The following is a 16,886-nucleotide window of genomic DNA, read 5'->3' on the forward strand; positions in this document are numbered from 1 at the left end:
GCCCCCGCCGCACCGGCCCCGCCGGAGACCGCCGCGTCCCCTCCCCGCCGGCCGCGGCACGCACCGCCCCGCGGCCGAACCGTCGGTTCCGCATGGCCCGTGCCCCGCCGCTTTCCGCAAGACGTCGCCCCGTGAGAGTGGGCCCGCCCACAACCGCGGCTCGTCCCCGCTGTGCGTTCCCACCGGGTTTGCGCCCCGGCCGTTGTTATGGCCGGAAAACGCTGCTGATAATCCCCGGAAATTGCACGGAGGTGGAGATGCCAGGAAACGGAACCGACGCTCCGAGAGCGTTGCGCCGGGAATTCACGATGTGGTCGTCGTTCGCGTTCGCGTTCGCGTTCATTTCACCCATCGTCGCCATGTACGGAATCTACGGGCTGTCGTTGTCCACGGCCGGCCCCGGATTCTGGTGGACGTTCGTGGCCGTCGGCTGCGGTCAGCTCCTCGTGGCCCTCGCTTTCGCCGAACTGGTCTCCCGCTGGCCCCTGGAGGGGTCCGTCTACCAGTGGAGCAGGCGGCTGTACAACGACGCGGTCGGCTGGATGGCCGGCTGGGTCTACATGTGGGCGCTGGTCATCATCATGGCGACGGTCGCCTACGCCGGGGCCGGTTTCGTGGCCCAGGCCACCGGGCTGGACTCGCCGACGGCCGTGCAGCAGAGCCTGATCGCGGCGGGGGTGCTGCTGCTCGGCTCGTTCGCCAACCTGCGGGGCCGGGGGCTGCTCAAGGCGCTGATGATGGCGAGCATCGCCGCCGAGATCGTCGGTTCCCTCGGCCTCGGCGTCTATCTGCTGCTCTTCCACCGCCACCAGGATTTCAGCGTGCTGTTCCACGGCGCCGACCTCACCTCCGGCTGGTCGATGTCGTACCTGGTGGGGCCCTTCCTCGCGGCGCTCGCGTTCACCGGCTGGTCACTGCTCGGATTCGAGAGCGCGGGAGCGATCGCCGAGGAGGTCAAGGACCCCCGGCGCAGCGTTCCCAAAGCCATGATCTTCTCCATTCTCTTCATCGCCTTCGTCATCGCCTTCGCCTCCCTCTCCGTGACCCTGGCCGTTCCCGACTTCGACGCCATCACCTCCGGTGAGGTCGGCGATCCGGTCTACTACGTGCTGGAGAGCGCGCTCGGTCCGGCGGTGGTGCGACCGGTGCTGCTGATGTTCGTGATCGGTTTCCTCGCCAGCTTCCTCGCGCTCCAGGCGTCGGCGTCCCGGGTGATCTGGTCCTTCGCCCGCGACAACGCGCTGCCGGCCTCCCGCCACCTGGCCCGGCTGACCGTCTCGCAGGCGCAGCCCGTCGTCGCGATCCTCGTGACCGCCGTGGTGGGCATGTTCGTCTACCTGGTCTCCGCCACCGACATCTACTCGGTCCTGGTCACCTTCACCGCGGGCGGCTACTACCTGGCCTTCCTCTTCCCGCTGGTCGGCAGCGTCATCGCGCGGCTCACCGGCCGCTGGACACCGGGCCCCTGGAACCTCGGCCGGTTCGGCACCCCGGTGGCGGTGCTCGCCGCGCTCTGGGCCGGTTTCGAGTTCACCAACATCGTCTGGCCGCGCACCGTCTCCGAGCACTGGTACCTCAACTGGGCCTTCTTCGTCGCGATGGGCACCCTCGTCGTGGCCGGCCTGTTCGTCCTGCGCTCGCGCCGGGGCCTGATGACCCTCAGTGACGACGACGGGCCCGCCGAGCAGGCCGAGCAGGACGATCCCGACCCGGAGAGGCAGCCCGTATGAGCACCCGGACCGCCATCGTCACGGGCGCCGCGAGCGGCATCGGCGCCGCCGTCGCCCACCGGCTGCGCGAACGCGGGTGGATCGTCGCCTCCATCGCGCTGGAACCCGCCGCCGACGCCGACCACTCCACGGTCGCCGACGTGTCCGACCCGCGGGCCATGGCCGACGCCGTCGCCGGCATCGGGCGGGCCCTCGGCCCGGTGCACGCCGCGGTGGCCTGCGCCGGCCACTACGAGGAGATCCCGGCACTGGAGATCAGCCCCGAGCGGTGGCACCGGATGCTCCGGGTGCACGTCGGCGGGCTGCTCCACCTGGCGCAGGCGACGCTGCCGCAGATGACGGCGCGCCGCTCGGGCCGCTTCGTCGGCATCGCCTCCGAACGCGCCGTCGGCGGCGGGCACCACGACGCCCACTACGCGGCGGCCAAGGCCGCGGCCCTGAGCCTGCTGCGCAGCGTCGCCGCCGAGGCGGCCGGCACCGGCGTGCTGGTCAACGCCGTCGCCCCCGGCCCCTGCGACACGCCGCTGCTGCCGGCCGACTCCTGGGAGCGGCGGGAGGAGTACGTGTCCGGGCTGCCGGCCGGCCGGATCGCCCAGCCCTTCGAGGTGGCCGAACTGGTCCGCCACCTCGTCGAGGACGACGTCCACACCCACGGCGAAGTGCTGCCGGTCAACAGCGGGACGGTGATCTGACGATGTCCACCCCACGCGTCGCCCTCGTCACGGGCGTCGACACCGACCTGGGCGCGGCGGTCGCCCGCCGGCTCGGCGCCGACGGCGTCCGGGTCGTCGGCCACCACCGCCCGGGGTCCGCCCCCGGGGACACCGGCCCCCTGGCGGGGACGGTCACCGCCGCTCCCGCGGACCCGGACGCGGTCCGGGACGCCGTCGGGCGGGCGGCGGACCTCCTCGGCCGCCTGGACGTCCTCGCCGTCTGCCACGCCCGCCCGCACCGGGCGCCGCTGGACGCCCTCGGGCCCGAGGAGTTCTGGGCGCACGTCGACGACACCCTCACCGGCGCGTTCCTCTTCGCCCGCGCCGCGGCCCCGCACCTGTCCCGCGACGGCGGCGGCCGGATCGTGCTGACCGCGTCGATGTGGCACGTGGGCGGGCCGGGGCTCGCGGCGGTCGCCACGGCCGCCGGGGGGATCGTCGCCCTCACCAAGACCCTCACCCGTGACCTGGGCCCGCTCGGTGTCGGCGTCAACGCCGTCGTCCCCGGGCTGGTCGACGGGGAGTGGCTGGAGTGCGACGCCGCCGGGCTCGGCACGGACCCCGCGGCGCTGCGCGAGCACCCGGGACGTTCCGTCCCCACCGGCCGGCTCGGCACCCCCGACCAGGTCGCGGCCACCGTCGCGGTCCTGGCGGACGGGCGGCTCGGCGCGGCCGTCGGCCAGAGCATCAACGTCAACGGCGGACACCTCCGCACCCGAACCTAGGAAGCAGACACGTGACCACCTCGTCTCCCGTCCCACCCGAGGACCCCACCGTCCTGCCCAGGTACGCCGGCTGGTCCACCTTCGCCCGCCTGCCCCGGCTGGAGGACGTCGGCCACGCCGACATCGCCGTCGTCGGGGTGCCCTTCGACAGCGCCGTCACCTACCGTCCCGGGGCCCGGTTCGGCCCCTCCGCCATCCGCTCGGCGTCCCGGCTGATCCGCGGCTACAACCCGGCGCTGAACGTCAAGCCGTTCGAGGTGTGCCAGGCCGCCGACGCCGGCGACGTGCCGTGCAACCCGTTCGACATCGGGGCCGCGATCAGCCAGATCGAGGAGTCGCTGACCCGGCTGGCCACGGCCGGGACCCGGCTGGTCGTCCTCGGCGGCGACCATTCGGTGGCGCTGCCCGCGCTGCGCGCCGTGCACGCGGTGCACGGACCGGTCGCCCTCGTCCACTTCGACGCCCACCTGGACACCTGGGACGCGTACTACGGGGCCGAGCTGACCCACGGCACGCCGTTCCGCCGTGCCTTCGAGGAGAACCTGCTGCTGCCGGACCGCAGTTGCCACATCGGCATCCGCGGCTCGGTCTACGACCCGGCCGACTTCGAGGACGACGAACGGCTCGGCTTCACCACCGTGCACTGCCGGGACATCGAGACGCACGGCATCGGCTCGGTCATCGAACGCGTCCACCGCCGGGTCGGTGACGCCCCGGTCTACGTCTCGGTCGACATCGACGTCCTCGACCCGGCCCACGCCCCCGGCACCGGCACCCCCGAGGCCGGCGGCATGACCAGCCGGGAACTGCTCCAGGTGATCCGCAGCCTGTCCACGCTCACCGTGGTCGGCGCCGACGTCGTCGAGGTCTCCCCGGCCTACGACCACGCCGAGATCACGGCGGTGGCCGCGGCCAACGTCACCTGGGAATTCCTGTCCCTCTACGCGAAGGCGGTCGGCTCATGACGGAGACCACCCCGGCGGTACCGGTCGCCTGGCCGGGCGGCGCGCGCTGCGCCGTGGCGTTCACCTTCGACGTGGACGCCGAGTCGCCCCTGCTGTCCACCGACCCGTCCCTCGCCGACCGGATGGGCGTCATGTCCCACCAGGCGTACGGGCCGCTGGTCGGGGTGCCCCGGCTGCTCGACGTCCTCGACGGCCTCCAGGTGCCCGGCACGTTCTTCGTACCCGGCTACACGGCACACCGGCACCCGGGCGCCGTACGGGCCATCGCCGACGGCGGCCACGACATCGCCCACCACGGCTACCTGCACGAATCGCTGGTAGGGGTGGACGAGCGGGCCGAACGCGACTACCTGGAGCGCGGGCTGGAGGCGCTGGAGTCGCTGACCGGCCGCCGCCCGGCGGGCTACCGGGCGCCGATGTGGGAGATGAACTGGCGCACCCCGGGCCTGCTGCACGAGTACGGCTTCCTGTACGACTCCACGCTCATGGACGCCGACCACCCCTACGAACTGGCGGTCGGCGACGACGGCGCGTCCCTGGTGGAGCTGCCGGTGAGCTGGGCGCTGGACGACTGGCAGCAGTACTGCTTCGTCCCCGGATTCTCCGGCACCGGACTGATCGAGACGCCCGCCAAGGCGATCGAACTGTGGGAGGCCGAACTGGACGCCATGCGTGCCTGCGGCGGCCTGTGGATCCTCACCAACCACCCCTTCCTCAGCGGCCGGCCCGGCCGCGCCGCGGCCCTGCGCGACTTCATCGCCCGGGTCCGCGAGCACGACGACGTCTGGATCGCCGGACTCGACGAGATCGCCCGGCACGTCCGGGCCCAGGGCCTCGACCCCCGTTCACTCACCCGGCCGCAGACCGCGGTCGCGGACCACGCCTGAACAGGAGCCATCCAGATGAGCACCACCACGTACGACCCCGAGACGCTGCGCGAGGCCTACCGGCACGTGTGGTTCGTGGTCGCCCGTTCCGAGGACATCGGCACCCCGCAGCCGGCCCAGCTCCTCGACCAGCCGCTCGTCGTCTTCCGGGCGGAGGACGGCACCCCGCACGTGCTGGACCGGCGCTGCGTCCACCGCGGCGGGGACCTGTCCATGGGCAAGGTCATCGGCTCCTCCGTGCAGTGCCCCTACCACGGCTGGCGGTTCGACGGGGCGAGCGGCGGCTGCTCGCACATCCCCTCGCTGGCCGGCGAGGGCCGCATCCCGCCGAAGGCGGCGGTGCGCAGCTACCCGGCGGTGGAGCGGTTCGGCCACGTGTGGACCTGCCTCGGGGACCCGGTCTTCGACCTGCCGCACCCGCCGGAGATCGCCGACCTCACCCTGGAGTGGCGGGCGGCCCGGCCCATCCCGGCCAAGTGCGGTTTCATGGCGGCCACGGAGAACTTCCGCGACATGGCCCACTTCCCCTTCGTCCACGAGGAGTCGATGGGCGAGGTGAACCCGGTCGTGCCCGACCTGACCGTCGAGCGCGAGGGCCGCGAGGTCCGGGCCTCCTACCACTACCCGCGGGTGCCCGGCGCCGACTTCTCCAGCGCGGGCGACTCCTGGATGCACTACCACTCCTACGCGCCCGGCATCGCCACGATCCTGTACGACTTCGGGCCGGAGATCGGCAAGCGGTACCTGATGGACTTCCCGTCGCCGGTCTCCTACGACGAGTGCGTGATCTACTGGGCCGTCGCCACCGACCAGGACTTCACCGGCGGCTCGGTGGACGAGATCCTCGCCCTGGAGACGGTCGTCTTCAACGAGGACACCCCGATCCTGGAGGGGCTGCGCCCGCGCGAGGTGCCGCTCGCGGACCAGGCCCTGGAGGTGTCCTGCCCGGCGGACATCTACACGCTCAACTACCGCCGGGCCACCAAGTTCGCCGTCGACACCATCCTCAAGTCCCGGAGGCCGGGCCCGTGAGACTGCGTCTGACCTCGGTCCGCTACGAGGCCGATCAGATCGTCTCCCTGGAGTTCGCCGATCCCACGGGGGCGCCCCTGCCCCCGTGGGGCCCCGGCGCCCACCTGGAGATCCGGCTCCCGTCCGGTCTGATCCGGCACTACTCGCTGTGCGGCGATCCGGCCCGCGCGGACCGCTACCGGGTGGCCGTGCTCCGGGTGGCCGCCGGGCGCGGCGGCTCCCGCGAGATCCACGACACCCTGCGGGTGGGCACGCTGCTGGAGGTGTCCGCGCCGCGGGACACCTTCGCGCTGGCCGAGGCCGATCACCACCTGCTGATCGCGGGCGGCATCGGCGTCACCCCGATCCTCACCATGGCCGAGCACCTCGCCTCCCGCGGCCACCCCTCGTGGCGGCTGGTGTACGGGGGACGCAGCCGGGACGCCATGGCGTTCGGGGACCGGGTGGCCCGGCTCCCGCAGGGCCGGGCGGAGGTGGTCTGCCAGGACGAACGGGGGCTGCCCGACCTGGACGCCGCGATCGCGGAGCTGCCCGAGGGCGCGCACGTCTACTGCTGCGGGCCCGCGCCGATGATCGAGAACGCCACGGGGCTGTGCGGCCGCCGGCCGGACCTGGTGCTGCACACCGAGCGGTTCGCGGCGGCCCCGGCCCGGCCGGCCTCCTCGGAGGACGGCGCCTTCGAGGTGGAGCTGGCCGAGAGCGGGCAGGTCCTGAAGGTGCCGGCGGACCGCAGCGTCCTCGACGTGGTCCGCGAGGTGCTACCGGACGTCGCGTACTCGTGCGAGAGCGGGTTCTGCGGCACCTGCGAGACCGGGCTGCTGTCCGGGGCCGCCGAGCACCGCGACGACCTCCTCACGGAGGCGGAACGCGACGCGCAGCGGTCCATGATGATCTGCGTCTCCCGGGCCCGGCCCGGCGAACGCCTCGTCCTGCGCCTCTGACCCCGGGGAGGCGGCATGTGCCAGACTGGTCGGCCCCACGGGTCGTCACGGCCCTGGCCAGGGAGAACGAACATGGTTGTGCCGCCACCCGCGGGGGCCGGGAACACGCCTCCGGTATCCGACACCGCCCATGCCGGCCTGGTCACGCTGCGGGACCTGGTCGGCGAACGGTCCCTCGGCATGCGCACCAGTGTCGGCCCCGCCGACCTGGACCGGCCCGTCCACTACCTGTACCCGACCGAGCTCCACGACCCGAGCCCGTACCTCCAGGGCCACGAGCTGATCCTGACCGTGGGCATGCCCGTCCTCGCCGCGGACGACATCGACGGCTACGTACGGCTGCTGCGCCGCAGCCGGGTCACCGCGCTCGGGCTCGGCCTGGGCGAGCACTTCGCCGAGCCGCCACCGGCCCTCCTCGACGCCTGCCGGCAGGCGTCCCTGCCGCTGGTGACGATCGAGGCCGGCAAGCCGTTCCGCACCCTGGTGGACTGGGTGAGCAACTGGCGGGACGCCGAACGCGAACGGGACCTGCGCGAACGCGAGCTGGGCGCGCTGCTGAAGTGGTGCGCCTCGGGCACCCTCGGCGTCCGGCCCACCGAGGAACTGCTCGCCCGGGGCGGGCTGGAGGGGACCCCGGTCCTGGTGGCCGCCTTCTCGCGGGAGACGCACGAGCGGGTGCACCGGGACGCCCTGGAGACCGGCGCGGCGGTCGGCGTCTTCGACGACGTCGTCATGGCGCTGACCGCGCACACCGACGCGGCGGTGCACCGCATCCGCGCCACCGGCCTGAACTGCGGCATCTCCGTCGCCCCCGACGCGGGCGCGCTCAGCCGCGCGGTGCCGGAGGCGCTGGAGGCGCTGCGGGCGGCCCGGGGCGGGGCGCGCATGGTCCACGCCCGGGACATCAACACCCTGGAGGCGCTGCTCGCCTCCGTGCCGAGCCTGCGGCTGGTGCCGTTCGTCCAGCACTTCGTCGTCCCCCTGGTCGAGTACGACGCGACCCACCGCACGCAGCTCGTGGCGACGCTGGACGCCTTCCTGGAGCACAACGCCAACCCGGCGGCGACCGCCTCGACGCTGTACGTGCACGTCAACACCCTGCGCAACCGGCTGCTGAAGATCGGCGAGATCACCGGCGCCGACCCGTACCTGGAAGAGAACCGGATCGGCTACCGCATCGGCCTGTGGTCGGCCAAACGCATGGGCCACACCGGCCTCGACCCCCGGCCGGGCCCCTGACGGACCGCCCGGGGCACCCCCGCGGGCGGCGCCCCGGGCGGTCCGTCTACCGTCGACGGCACGGGCACGGCGCGGGCACGGCGCGGGCCGCCCGGCCACGGCACCGGCGGCCCGGCGGGGTCCCCCGGCACCGGCGGGCGGGTGGTCCTCCCGGCACCGACGGGCGGACGGGTTCCGCAGGCCGGTCCGGACGCCGGGGGCTCAGTCGTCCGCCGTCGCCCCTCCGCCCTCACCCGTCACCTGTCACCCGTCACCCGTCACCCGTACGAGGAGTCTCTCCGTTGTCGTCGTCATCCGGCCCGGTCCCGGCCCCGGTCTCCGCCGTGGCAGCGGCCATGGAACGCCATCAGGTCGCCCTCTACGTCGGGGCGCTGGTGGCCGGTGGCCTGGCAGGCCGGCTCGCTCCCGGCGGGGGCCCCGGCCTGGAGCACGCGATCAACCCGGTGCTGGCCGCGCTGCTGTACGTGACGTTCCTCCAGGTGCCGGCGGCGGAGCTGTTCCGCTCGCTGCGGGCCGGGCGGTTCCTGGCCGCCGCGCTGGTGGTGAACTTCGCGGTGGTGCCGCTGGTGGTCGCGGCGATGTTCCCCTTCCTCCCCGGCGACCCGGCCGTCCGCGTCGGGGTGCTGCTGGTGCTGCTGGCCCCCTGCGTCGACTACGTGATCGTCTTCTCCGGGCTCGCCGGAGGCAGCCGGCGGCTGGTCGCCGCGACACCGCTGCTGCTGCTCGCCCAGATGGTCCTGCTCCCGCTCTACCTGCTGCTGTTCCTCGGCTCGGGGCTGTCGGACGTGGTGGAGGCCGGTCCGTTCGCCGAGGCGTTCGTCGTCCTGATCGTCATCCCGCTGGCGCTCGCCTGGCTGACCCAGGCGTGGGCCGCCCGGCGCCGGGCGGGGCAGCGGACCGCCGACGCCCTGGGCACCGCGATGGTGCCGCTGATGTGCGCGACCCTGTTCGCGGTGGTGGCCTCCCAGGTGCCCAGACTGCGCGCCGGCGGCGGTCTGGGCGACGTGGGCGCGGTCGTGCCGTTCTACGTGGCCTTCCTCGTGGTGATGGCGTTCGCCGGGGTCGCGGTGGCCCGCGCCTTCCGGCTGGCCCCCCGCGACGGCCGGGCGATCGTCTTCACCGGCGCGACCCGCAACTCCCTGGTCGTGCTGCCCCTCGCCCTGGCCCTCCCGGACGACCTGGCCGTCGCGGCGGTCGTGGTGGTCACCCAGACCCTGGTCGAGGTCGTCGGCATGGTCGTCTACGTCCGTGCGGTGCCCCGACTGGTGCCGGTGGCGGAGTGAGCGCCCCTGTCCGCGGACGTCACGGTCCCCGGAGCTGATGCGGCGGCCGGCCGTTCACGCAGCGCCGTGGTGGCCCGGTCGACTCGTCGAGGAACCGACAACGGAGCGGGCCGGGGCCGCTGACGGCCGTGGGACGGCGAAGCCGGGCTCGGTGAGGTTCACCGGCGGGGGCTTCGCCGTCCTGCGGAGCAGTCAGGTCTGCCCGGCGTCCTCCTCGGCGTCATCACCGGGAGCAACGTCCGAGGCTCCTTCGGCTGTGCCGGACGCCGACGTCGTGCTCACCTGTAGCCACCCGTCCGTACCGAACATCTCGATCAACTGCGACAGGTGGGCTCGGGCCATGCTGCGGCCGGGCAGCTCCCCCGTGGTCACCCGCGCCCCTCCAGGTCCGCCCACACCTGCTTGCCCCACGGCAGCGGGTCGGTACCCCAGTCCGCCGCCAGCTCCTCCACGAGTGCGAGGCCACGCCCGCTCTCGTTCTCGGGACCCGCGTCCCGGAGTACGGGGTGCCGCCGGGAGCAGTCGACGACGGCGACGCGCACCCGATGCGCCTCGGGCCGTTCGATCGTGATCCGGATGGAGTCCCGCCGGGCATGCTGCACGGCGTTCGCCACCAGTTCGGAGACGATCAGGGCCGCGTCGTCGGCCAGTTCCTCCAGGCCCCAGGCAGACAGGGCGACGCGGACCAGACGACGCGCGGTGGCGGCGCTCCCAGGCTCGCGCGGCAGGGTCTCGCGATACCCGGGGTGCCCGGTCGGGCGGGCCTGGGTTGCAGGTTGCGGCATGTCGGTCTGCTTCCTCCAGATCGGCCAGCCCCGGGGCCGTTCGCGCGGTCGCCGGGGCGCTTCGCGTTCAGGTAACCGGGGGGCGTGATCAGGCGGAGGAGCCAACCAGGGGGCCAGGGAGGGGCCACACTGGATACCGAAGGGGGTCACCATGAACGACACCACCGAGCGACGCCGTGAGTTCGGCGCCTACCTCGCCGGTCTGCGGCGGCACTCCGGCCGCTCGCAGCGGCAGTTCGCCGCCGTGCTGTGCGCCGTGTCGGGGGCCCAGTCGATCACGCGGAACGAGGTCTCCCGGTGGGAGCGTGGCGAGCGCATCCCGGACGTGTGGCTGCCCACCTTTGCCCAGGTGCTCGGGGTGCCGTTGCACGAGCTGGAGCAAGCCGCCGCGTACGCCCGGGGGGACACTCAGGTCACCCTTCCCGGGGTCGCGGCCACCCTCGCGTACCTGCTGCCCGACGGAGATGCGCTGGAGCCGCTGACGGCCCCCTGTGGCCGCCGGATCGGCGCAACCACCGTGGACGGTTTGGCAGCTCGCGTGCACGGCCTGCGACTCGCGGACGATGTGCTGTCCGGCGGGGACCTGATCGCCCCCGCTTTCCGTGAGCTGTGTGCCGCCGTCCGCCTGTACCGCGAGTCCGAGCACTCCGATGAGACGGGGCGCGGCTTGCTGGTGCAGATCGGGGAGTTGGGGCAGATCGCCGGATGGATCGCCTCAGACGCCGGTCGGGGTGAGGACGCGGAGCACGCCTACCGGCTCGGGCTCTCGGCCGCCCGCCAGGCCGGGGACGCGCCGCTGGTGGCACAGCTCGCGGGCAGTCTCGGCTACCACCTGACGAACACGGGTCAAGAGCGGCAGGGGCTGGAGCTGGCGAAGGCAGCCGTTACGGAGGCGGGGCCGGACGCTCCGGCCGCAACCCGCGCCCTGTTCCTGGACCGCGTGGCGTGGGCGCACACGCGCGCCGGAGAGACGCAACCGGCACTGCGGGCGCTTGGGCAGGCACACGCCGCCCTGGACACCACCGACGGACCTCCCGCGCCGACGTGGGCCTACTGGGTGAACCGCGAGGAGCTGGAGGTCATGGACGCCCGGGTGTTCACCGAGTTGCGCCGCCCGCTGCGCGCGGTGCCGCTGCTCCAGGACGTGCTGGGACGCTACGACGCCGCGCACGCCCGGGAGGTCGCGCTGTACCGCTCGTGGCTCGCCGTAGCGCTGGCCGACGCGAACGAGCCCGAGCAGGCTGCCGAACAGGCCCGCCGCGTCATTGACATGTCTGGAGATCTCTCTTCGGAACGCACGGCGGAGCGGGCCCGGACGGTCCTGCACCGGTTGAAGGAGTACGAGGACGTACCCGAGGTGAACGAAGTGCTGGCCGACTTCGGGCACTTGTTGCTTGCATAGGAATATGCCCGGGCGTTCGGCGGGAGCGGATACGTACTCGTGGACCACCTGGGTGGGCCGTGGAAAACGGACAAGTCCCGGCGCGAGGCACACAAGCTGATGCCCAGCATGAGCGCACCGAAGGTGCGACGGAACGACCCGCAGACGTTGCCGGTTGGGCCTCGGAGAGGGGGCCAAACTGCTCGGGTGACCGTAAGCAACCGCGTGCGTGACAAATTGTGCGACGGCGTCTCCAGAAACGATCAAGAGGGGCCCCGAAGGGCCCCTCTGACCTGTTTCTGCACCGTCGGGACGACAGGATTTGAACCTGCGACCCCTTGACCCCCAGTCAAGTGCGCTACCAAGCTGCGCCACGTCCCGGTGCGTGCGGCGGGTGGACCGCGCGATCACGCGGACAGCACTTTACCCCACACCCCCCGTGGCGCCTAAGCGGGCGCCGGGCGGGACAATCGGGGCATGGACAGCTCATCCTCGAACCGGCCGGTGCACCCGCGGGACCGCGACGACGAGGGGCGGGCGCGCAACGCGCGGCCCCGGGACGGGCTCGGGCGCCCGCTGCCGTACGGCGCCGACGGCGTCGCCCGGCAGCCCGAGGGCGTGGTGCGGCCCCCCGAGCGGACGGTGGCCGAGGCGCAGCTCCTGCTGGACGAGGGCAAGCCGTTCCACGCGCACGAGGTCTTCGAGGACGCCTGGAAGTCCGGCCCTCCGGACGAGCGGGAGCTGTGGCGGGGGCTCGCCCAGCTCGCCGTCGGCCTCACACACGCGGCGCGCGGCAACGCGGTCGGCGGGGCCCGGCTGCTGCGACGCGGCGCCGGGGCCGTGACGGAGTGGGCCGGCTCCGGCGCGGAGCGGCAGCGCCCGTACGGGATGGACCTCGACGGCGTCGCGCGGTGGGCGCGGGATCTCGCGGGGGTCGTCGAGGCCGGTGAGGCGGTGGACGCGGGCGCGCGGGCGCCCCGGCTGCGGGGCTGACGGCCGGTGGGGCGGCCCGCCCCGGGCGGCGTCGGCGGCGTACGGCAGACTCGGGGCGTGCGGAAGATTCATGTCATCGGTATCGGCGCGGGCGACCCCGAACAACTGACCCTCCAGGCGGTACGCGCGCTGCGGAGCACGGACGTGTTCTTCGTCCTGGACAAGGGCGAGGCGAAGGCGGACCTGGTGCGGCTGCGCCGGGACATGCTGGAGACGCACGTCCCGGAGGGGACGTACCGCGTGGTCGAGGTGCGCGACCCCGAGCGGGACCGGGCCGCGGGGGGCGCCGCGTACTCGCCGGCCGTCGGCGACTGGCGCAGCGCGCGGGCGGACCTGTACGAGCGGCTGATCGCCGGCGAGTTGGGCGAGGACGGCAGTGGGGCGTTCCTGGTGTGGGGCGATCCGGCGCTGTACGACAGCACGCTGGGCATCCTGGAGGAGGTCCTGGAGCGCGGCGGGGTGGAGTTCGCGTACGACGTGGTGCCGGGCATCAGCAGCGTCTCCTCGCTCGTCGCCCGGCACCGGACCGGGCTGAACCGGGTGGCGCGGCCGGTGCAGATCACCACCGGGCGGCGGCTGGCCGAGGGGCTGCCCGAGGGGGTGGACGACGTGGTGGTGATGCTCGACGCGCACCAGGCGTTCCGGCGCTACGCGGACCAGGACATCGACATCTACTGGGGCGCCTACCTGGGCACCCCGGACGAGATCCTCGTCTCGGGCCCGATCGCGGAGGCGGCGCCCCGGATCGAGCGGCTGCGTGCCGAGGCGCGGGAGCGCAAGGGCTGGATCATGGACACGTACCTGCTGCGCCGCAATCCCGGCGACGGCTGACGGCGGGCATCCCGGCACCCCGGCACCCGCGGCGTGTCAGGGCCCGCCCAGGAAGGGTTCCAGGTACTCCAGCGCGGCCGGGACGTCGCGGACCACGGGGGCGCCCGGGGGCGGCGGGGGCCTGCGGACGACGACGACCGGCAGGGCGAGGGCGCGGGCCGCGGTGAGTTTGGCCGCGGTGGCCTCCCCGCCGCTGTCCTTGGTGACCAGGACGTCGATGCGGTGGGCGCGCAACAGGCCGGTCTCGCCGGCCACGTCGAAGGGGCCGCGGGCGAGCAGGGTCTCCGTGTGGCGCGGCAGCGGCGGAGCGGGGGGCTCCACCGAGCGGACCAGGAAGTGCGCGTCGTCCAGGTGGGCGAAGGCGGCCAGGCCCAGGCGGCCGGTGGTGAGGAAGACCCGGCGGCCCAGTGCGGGCAGCAGCGCGGCGGCGTCCGCGAGGGAGCCGGCGAAGTGCCAGTGGTCGCCGGGGCCGGGGCGCCACCCGCGGCGGCGCAGGATCACGGCCGGGACGCCGGTGGCCGCCGTGGCGGCGCTCGCGTGCGCGGTGATGGCCGCGGCGAAGGGGTGGGTGGCGTCGACCAGGGCGTCGACGTGCCGGTCGCGGAGCCAGGCGGCGAGTCCGTCCGCGCCGCCGAAGCCGCCGACGCGTACCTCGCCCGGAAGGGGGGCCGGTGTGCCGACGCGGCCCGCGAGGGAGGTGGTGACGCGGACCCCGGGACGGTCCGCCAGCGCGGCGGCGAGGCGGCGGGCCTCGGTGGTGCCGCCGAGGATCAGCACGTGCGGGGGCATGGCGTCGAGCGTACGGGTCGTCAGCGGAGCAGGAGCTGGAGGCCCCCGAGGACGGTGGCGCCGATCACCAGTTGCTCGAAGAGACGCTGGTTGATGCGGCTCACAGCCCATTTGCCGAGAAACGCGCCGGGGACCACGAACACCACGAGCGCGGCGTCAAGGAGCAGCGAGCGGCCGTCGATCAGGCCGAGGCCCGCGCTGAACGGCAGCTTGGAAACGTTGACGATCAGGAAGAAGAAGGCGGAGGTACCGAGGAACCCCAGCTTCCGGAAGCCCGCGGAGAGCAGGTACAGCGACATCACCGGCCCGCCCGCGTTGGCGACCATGGTGGTGAACCCGCCGAGGACGCCGTACGAGCGGGCCGTGAGGCGGGCGGAACGGGAGGTCGCGGGATCCGCGGGACGGGTGGAGTCGGTGCCGTCCCCGGAACCGGTGGGACCGGGACCGGTGGGGCCGGTGGGGCCGGTGGGGTTCACGGGGCGGCTGGGGCCGACAGGGTCCACGTTGCTGGGGCTGATGGGGCTGTCGGGACCGGCCCCGGAGCCGGCGGGAGCCTCGGTGGCCGGCTCGTCCGCGGGGCGCGCCGCCGGCTCCGTCCCGCGGCGGCGCCACACCGTGACCGCCGCCATCAGCAGGAGGATCGCGCCGATCGACGTCCGGACGATCGCGTCGTCCGCCCACATCAGGAAGAGGGTGCCAAGGACGACCCCCGCGCCGACCGCGGGGAAGAGCCGCCACAGGGTGGGCCAGTGGGCGTGCCGCCGGTAGGTGGCGACGGCCAGGAGGTCGCCCGCGATCAGGACCGGCAACAGGATGCCGGTGGAGGCGCGGGCCGGGAGCACCGCCGCGAAGATCGCCAGGCTGACCGTGTTGGCGCCGCTCACGGCGGTCTTGGAGAAGCCGACGAGGAGGGCGGCGAAGGCGAGGGCGGCGAATTCCCAGCCGGTGAGGTGCCAGAGTGTCATCGTGTCCATGCGGAGACGCATGGTAGGCACATCCGGCCCGGGCCGTCAGGACCGTCTCGCCTGATGGTCCTGGCCACAGCCCCCGCGACGCCCGGGGCGCGGCCGTACGGGGGCGGCTCCCACAAGGCGCGGCCGGCGGGGCGACCGCGCCGGGGGCGACCGCACCGCTCACGGCCGATCCGGGGCGCGACCGTGCGGGGAAGGGACGAGATCCCACCGCCGCTCGTGCCGCCCCGGGCACCCCGCCCGGCCGACGGGCGAGGCACACGCCGGCGCCCCGCCCCGCCTACCGGACACACGGCCCGGCGGCTCCGTCCACACCCGCTGACACCCGCTCACACCCGCTCGACGAGCACCGCGCTTCCCTGCCCCACGCCGACGCACATCGTGGCGAGCCCGCGGGCGCCGCCCGTACGCCGCATGCGGTGGAGCAGGGTGGTGAGGATGCGGGCGCCCGAGCCGCCGAGGGGGTGGCCCAGCGCGATCGCGCCGCCGGTCGGGTTGACCAGGTCCGGGTCGAAGCCCAACTGGTCGACGCAGGCCAGGGCCTGAGCGGCGAACGCCTCGTTGAACTCCGCCTCCACGACGTCCTCGACGCTCCAGCCGGCGCGGGCGAGCACCTTGCGGGTGGCGGGGACGGGGCCGATGCCCATCACGTCGGGGTGGACGCCCGCCGAACCGCCGGCGACGTAGCGGCCCAGGGACTCCAGGCCAAGCTCTTCGAGGGCGTCCTCGCTGACGAGGAGCAGGCCTGCGGCGCCGTCGTTCATCGGGGAGGCGTTGCCCGCGGTGACCGTGCCGCCGGCGCGGAAGACCGGCTTCAGCCGGGCCAGCTTCTCCAGCGAGGTGTCCTCGCGGACGCACTCGTCGGTGTCGACGATCACGCCGTCGGGCCGTTCCACGGGCAGGATCTCGGCGTCGAAGTGGCCGTTCTTCCGCGCCTCCGCGGCGCGCTGGTGGCTGCGCAGGGCGAACTCGTCCTGGCGTTCGCGGACGATGCCGTACCGCTCGGCGACCTCCTCGGCGGTCTCGCCCATGGAGAGGACGCCGTGCAGGTCCCTCATCGCCGGGTTGACCAGCCGCCAGCCGAGCCGGGTGTCGGCGGTCTCCATGCGGTGCGGCAGGGCGTCGTCGGGGCGGGGCAGCACGAAGGGGGCGCGGCTCATCGACTCGGAGCCGCCCGCGAGCACGATGTCGGCCTCACCGGCGGCGATGGTGCGGGCGGCGGTGGTCACGGCCTCCAGGCCGGAGGCGCAGAGGCGGTTGACGGTGGCGCCGGGCACGGAGTCGGGCAGGCCGGCCAGGAGGGCGGCCATGCGGGCGACGTTGCGGTTGTCCTCGCCGGCCTGGTTGGCGGCGCCCCAGTACACGTCGTCGATGCGGGCCGGGTCGAGCGCGGGCACGCCGGCGACCAGGTCCCGGACGACGGCGGCGGCGAGGTCGTCGGGCCGCACGGTGGAGAGGGCGCCGCGGAGCTTGCCGATCGGGGTGCGGCGGGCGGCTGCGAAATGGACGGGACGCACGAGGGACTCCTGACCGTCGTCGCTGGGCCTGCGGGCGGCACACCGCCGCCCGTCCGGGCTCCACGCGGCGGGGCCGGTCTTCCCCGACCCCTAACTAGCACTGC

Annotated in this window: 16 protein-coding genes and 1 tRNA gene; 12 read left to right on the forward strand and 5 right to left on the reverse strand. The window is 74.0% G+C overall.

All coding sequences use genetic code 11. From position 1 onward, the window contains the following. Positions 1–308: 308 nt before the first annotated feature. From VM636_RS02440 to VM636_RS02480, 9 genes are all read left to right on the forward strand, one after another. Positions 309–1,730: an APC family permease gene (locus tag VM636_RS02440; RefSeq protein ID WP_199809402.1), complete on the forward strand. Its 1,422-nt coding sequence runs from the start codon at positions 309–311 to the stop codon at positions 1,728–1,730. After that, entirely contained in the window at positions 1,727–2,422 is a 696-nt protein-coding gene (locus tag VM636_RS02445) for an SDR family oxidoreductase (RefSeq protein WP_030421158.1), read from the forward strand. Before VM636_RS02440 ends, VM636_RS02445 begins: the two co-directional genes overlap by 4 nt. Positions 2,423–2,424: 2 nt before the next feature. After that, positions 2,425–3,168 carry an SDR family oxidoreductase gene (locus VM636_RS02450; protein ID WP_030421157.1) on the forward strand — a complete coding sequence of 248 codons (744 nt, stop codon included), beginning with the start codon at positions 2,425–2,427 and terminating at the stop codon, positions 3,166–3,168. Between the two features lie 11 nt (positions 3,169–3,179). After that, positions 3,180–4,133, forward strand: coding sequence for an agmatinase (gene speB, locus VM636_RS02455; RefSeq protein ID WP_030421156.1), 954 nt, complete (start codon positions 3,180–3,182; stop codon positions 4,131–4,133). Beyond that, positions 4,130–5,020 carry a polysaccharide deacetylase gene (locus VM636_RS02460; RefSeq protein ID WP_053912861.1) on the forward strand — a complete coding sequence of 297 codons (891 nt, stop codon included), beginning with the start codon at positions 4,130–4,132 and terminating at the stop codon, positions 5,018–5,020. Before speB ends, VM636_RS02460 begins: the two co-directional genes overlap by 4 nt. A gap of 15 nt (positions 5,021–5,035) precedes the next feature. Then, positions 5,036–6,052, forward strand: a complete 1,017-nt coding sequence (locus VM636_RS02465; protein ID WP_037858540.1) for an aromatic ring-hydroxylating dioxygenase subunit alpha — start codon at positions 5,036–5,038, stop codon at positions 6,050–6,052. Next, positions 6,049–6,993: a PDR/VanB family oxidoreductase gene (locus tag VM636_RS02470; RefSeq protein WP_030421153.1), complete on the forward strand. Its 945-nt coding sequence runs from the start codon at positions 6,049–6,051 to the stop codon at positions 6,991–6,993. The genes VM636_RS02465 and VM636_RS02470 overlap by 4 nt, the downstream gene beginning before the upstream one ends. A gap of 72 nt (positions 6,994–7,065) precedes the next feature. Next, positions 7,066–8,232 (forward strand): PucR family transcriptional regulator, encoded by a 1,167-nt coding sequence (locus tag VM636_RS02475; RefSeq protein ID WP_158786469.1) that lies wholly within the window; start codon positions 7,066–7,068, stop codon positions 8,230–8,232. Between the two features lie 335 nt (positions 8,233–8,567). After that, complete coding sequence (locus VM636_RS02480; RefSeq protein ID WP_030421151.1) at positions 8,568–9,515, forward strand: bile acid:sodium symporter; 948 nt, start codon at positions 8,568–8,570, stop codon at positions 9,513–9,515. A gap of 368 nt (positions 9,516–9,883) precedes the next feature. Here VM636_RS02480 and VM636_RS02485 read toward each other — a convergent pair whose 3' ends face one another. After that, positions 9,884–10,300, reverse strand: coding sequence for an ATP-binding protein (locus VM636_RS02485; protein WP_030421149.1), 417 nt, complete (start codon positions 10,298–10,300; stop codon positions 9,884–9,886). Positions 10,301–10,451: 151 nt separating this feature from the next. Here VM636_RS02485 and VM636_RS02490 point away from each other — a divergent pair, with 151 nt between their 5' ends. Next, positions 10,452–11,702, forward strand: coding sequence for a helix-turn-helix transcriptional regulator (locus tag VM636_RS02490; RefSeq protein ID WP_338483084.1), 1,251 nt, complete (start codon positions 10,452–10,454; stop codon positions 11,700–11,702). Between the two features lie 286 nt (positions 11,703–11,988). Here VM636_RS02490 and VM636_RS02495 read toward each other — a convergent pair. Beyond that, positions 11,989–12,062: transfer RNA gene (locus VM636_RS02495), tRNA-Pro, on the reverse strand. 96 nt (positions 12,063–12,158) lie between these two features. Here VM636_RS02495 and VM636_RS02500 point away from each other — a divergent pair. Next, positions 12,159–12,674 carry a DUF309 domain-containing protein gene (locus VM636_RS02500; protein ID WP_030421147.1) on the forward strand — a complete coding sequence of 172 codons (516 nt, stop codon included), beginning with the start codon at positions 12,159–12,161 and terminating at the stop codon, positions 12,672–12,674. A gap of 57 nt (positions 12,675–12,731) precedes the next feature. Beyond that, complete coding sequence (cobF, locus tag VM636_RS02505) at positions 12,732–13,505, forward strand: precorrin-6A synthase (deacetylating) (protein ID WP_338483085.1); 774 nt, start codon at positions 12,732–12,734, stop codon at positions 13,503–13,505. Positions 13,506–13,541: 36 nt separating this feature from the next. Here the strand turns inward: cobF and VM636_RS02510 are convergent, their stop codons facing one another. The 3 genes from VM636_RS02510 to VM636_RS02520 all read right to left on the reverse strand — a co-directional run bounded on the left by VM636_RS02510 (position 13,542) and on the right by VM636_RS02520 (position 16,782). Next, on the reverse strand, positions 13,542–14,294 hold the full coding sequence (locus tag VM636_RS02510; protein WP_338483087.1) for a cobalt-precorrin-6A reductase: 753 nt from the start codon (positions 14,292–14,294) through the stop codon (positions 13,542–13,544). A 20-nt stretch (positions 14,295–14,314) separates the two neighbouring features. Continuing rightward, a complete protein-coding gene (locus VM636_RS02515) occupies positions 14,315–15,268 on the reverse strand; it encodes a sulfite exporter TauE/SafE family protein (protein ID WP_338483089.1) in 954 nt (317 codons plus the stop codon). 326 nt (positions 15,269–15,594) lie between these two features. Continuing rightward, on the reverse strand, positions 15,595–16,782 hold the full coding sequence (locus tag VM636_RS02520) for a thiolase family protein (protein ID WP_030421143.1): 1,188 nt from the start codon (positions 16,780–16,782) through the stop codon (positions 15,595–15,597). Positions 16,783–16,886 lie beyond the last annotated feature (104 nt).

The organism is Streptomyces sp. SCSIO 75703, from assembly GCF_036607905.1.
GTDB lineage: Bacteria > Actinomycetota > Actinomycetes > Streptomycetales > Streptomycetaceae > Streptomyces.

Bases quoted from the DNA above. Each gene is read 5' to 3' on its own strand.
- VM636_RS02440 (WP_199809402.1), top strand. From the start codon at position 309: ATGTGGTCGTCGTTCGCGTTCGCGTTCGCGTTCATTTCACCCATCGTC.
- VM636_RS02445 (WP_030421158.1), top strand. From the start codon at position 1,727: ATGAGCACCCGGACCGCCATCGTCACGGGCGCCGCGAGCGGCATCGGC.
- VM636_RS02450 (WP_030421157.1), top strand. From the start codon at position 2,425: ATGTCCACCCCACGCGTCGCCCTCGTCACGGGCGTCGACACCGACCTG.
- VM636_RS02460 (WP_053912861.1), top strand. From the start codon at position 4,130: ATGACGGAGACCACCCCGGCGGTACCGGTCGCCTGGCCGGGCGGCGCG.
- VM636_RS02465 (WP_037858540.1), top strand. From the start codon at position 5,036: ATGAGCACCACCACGTACGACCCCGAGACGCTGCGCGAGGCCTACCGG.
- VM636_RS02475 (WP_158786469.1), top strand. From the start codon at position 7,066: ATGGTTGTGCCGCCACCCGCGGGGGCCGGGAACACGCCTCCGGTATCC.
- VM636_RS02480 (WP_030421151.1), top strand. From the start codon at position 8,568: ATGGAACGCCATCAGGTCGCCCTCTACGTCGGGGCGCTGGTGGCCGGT.
- VM636_RS02485 (WP_030421149.1), bottom strand. From the start codon at position 10,300: ATGCCGCAACCTGCAACCCAGGCCCGCCCGACCGGGCACCCCGGGTAT.
- VM636_RS02490 (WP_338483084.1), top strand. From the start codon at position 10,452: ATGAACGACACCACCGAGCGACGCCGTGAGTTCGGCGCCTACCTCGCC.
- VM636_RS02500 (WP_030421147.1), top strand. From the start codon at position 12,159: ATGGACAGCTCATCCTCGAACCGGCCGGTGCACCCGCGGGACCGCGAC.
- VM636_RS02510 (WP_338483087.1), bottom strand. From the start codon at position 14,294: ATGCCCCCGCACGTGCTGATCCTCGGCGGCACCACCGAGGCCCGCCGC.
- VM636_RS02515 (WP_338483089.1), bottom strand. From the start codon at position 15,268: ATGGACACGATGACACTCTGGCACCTCACCGGCTGGGAATTCGCCGCC.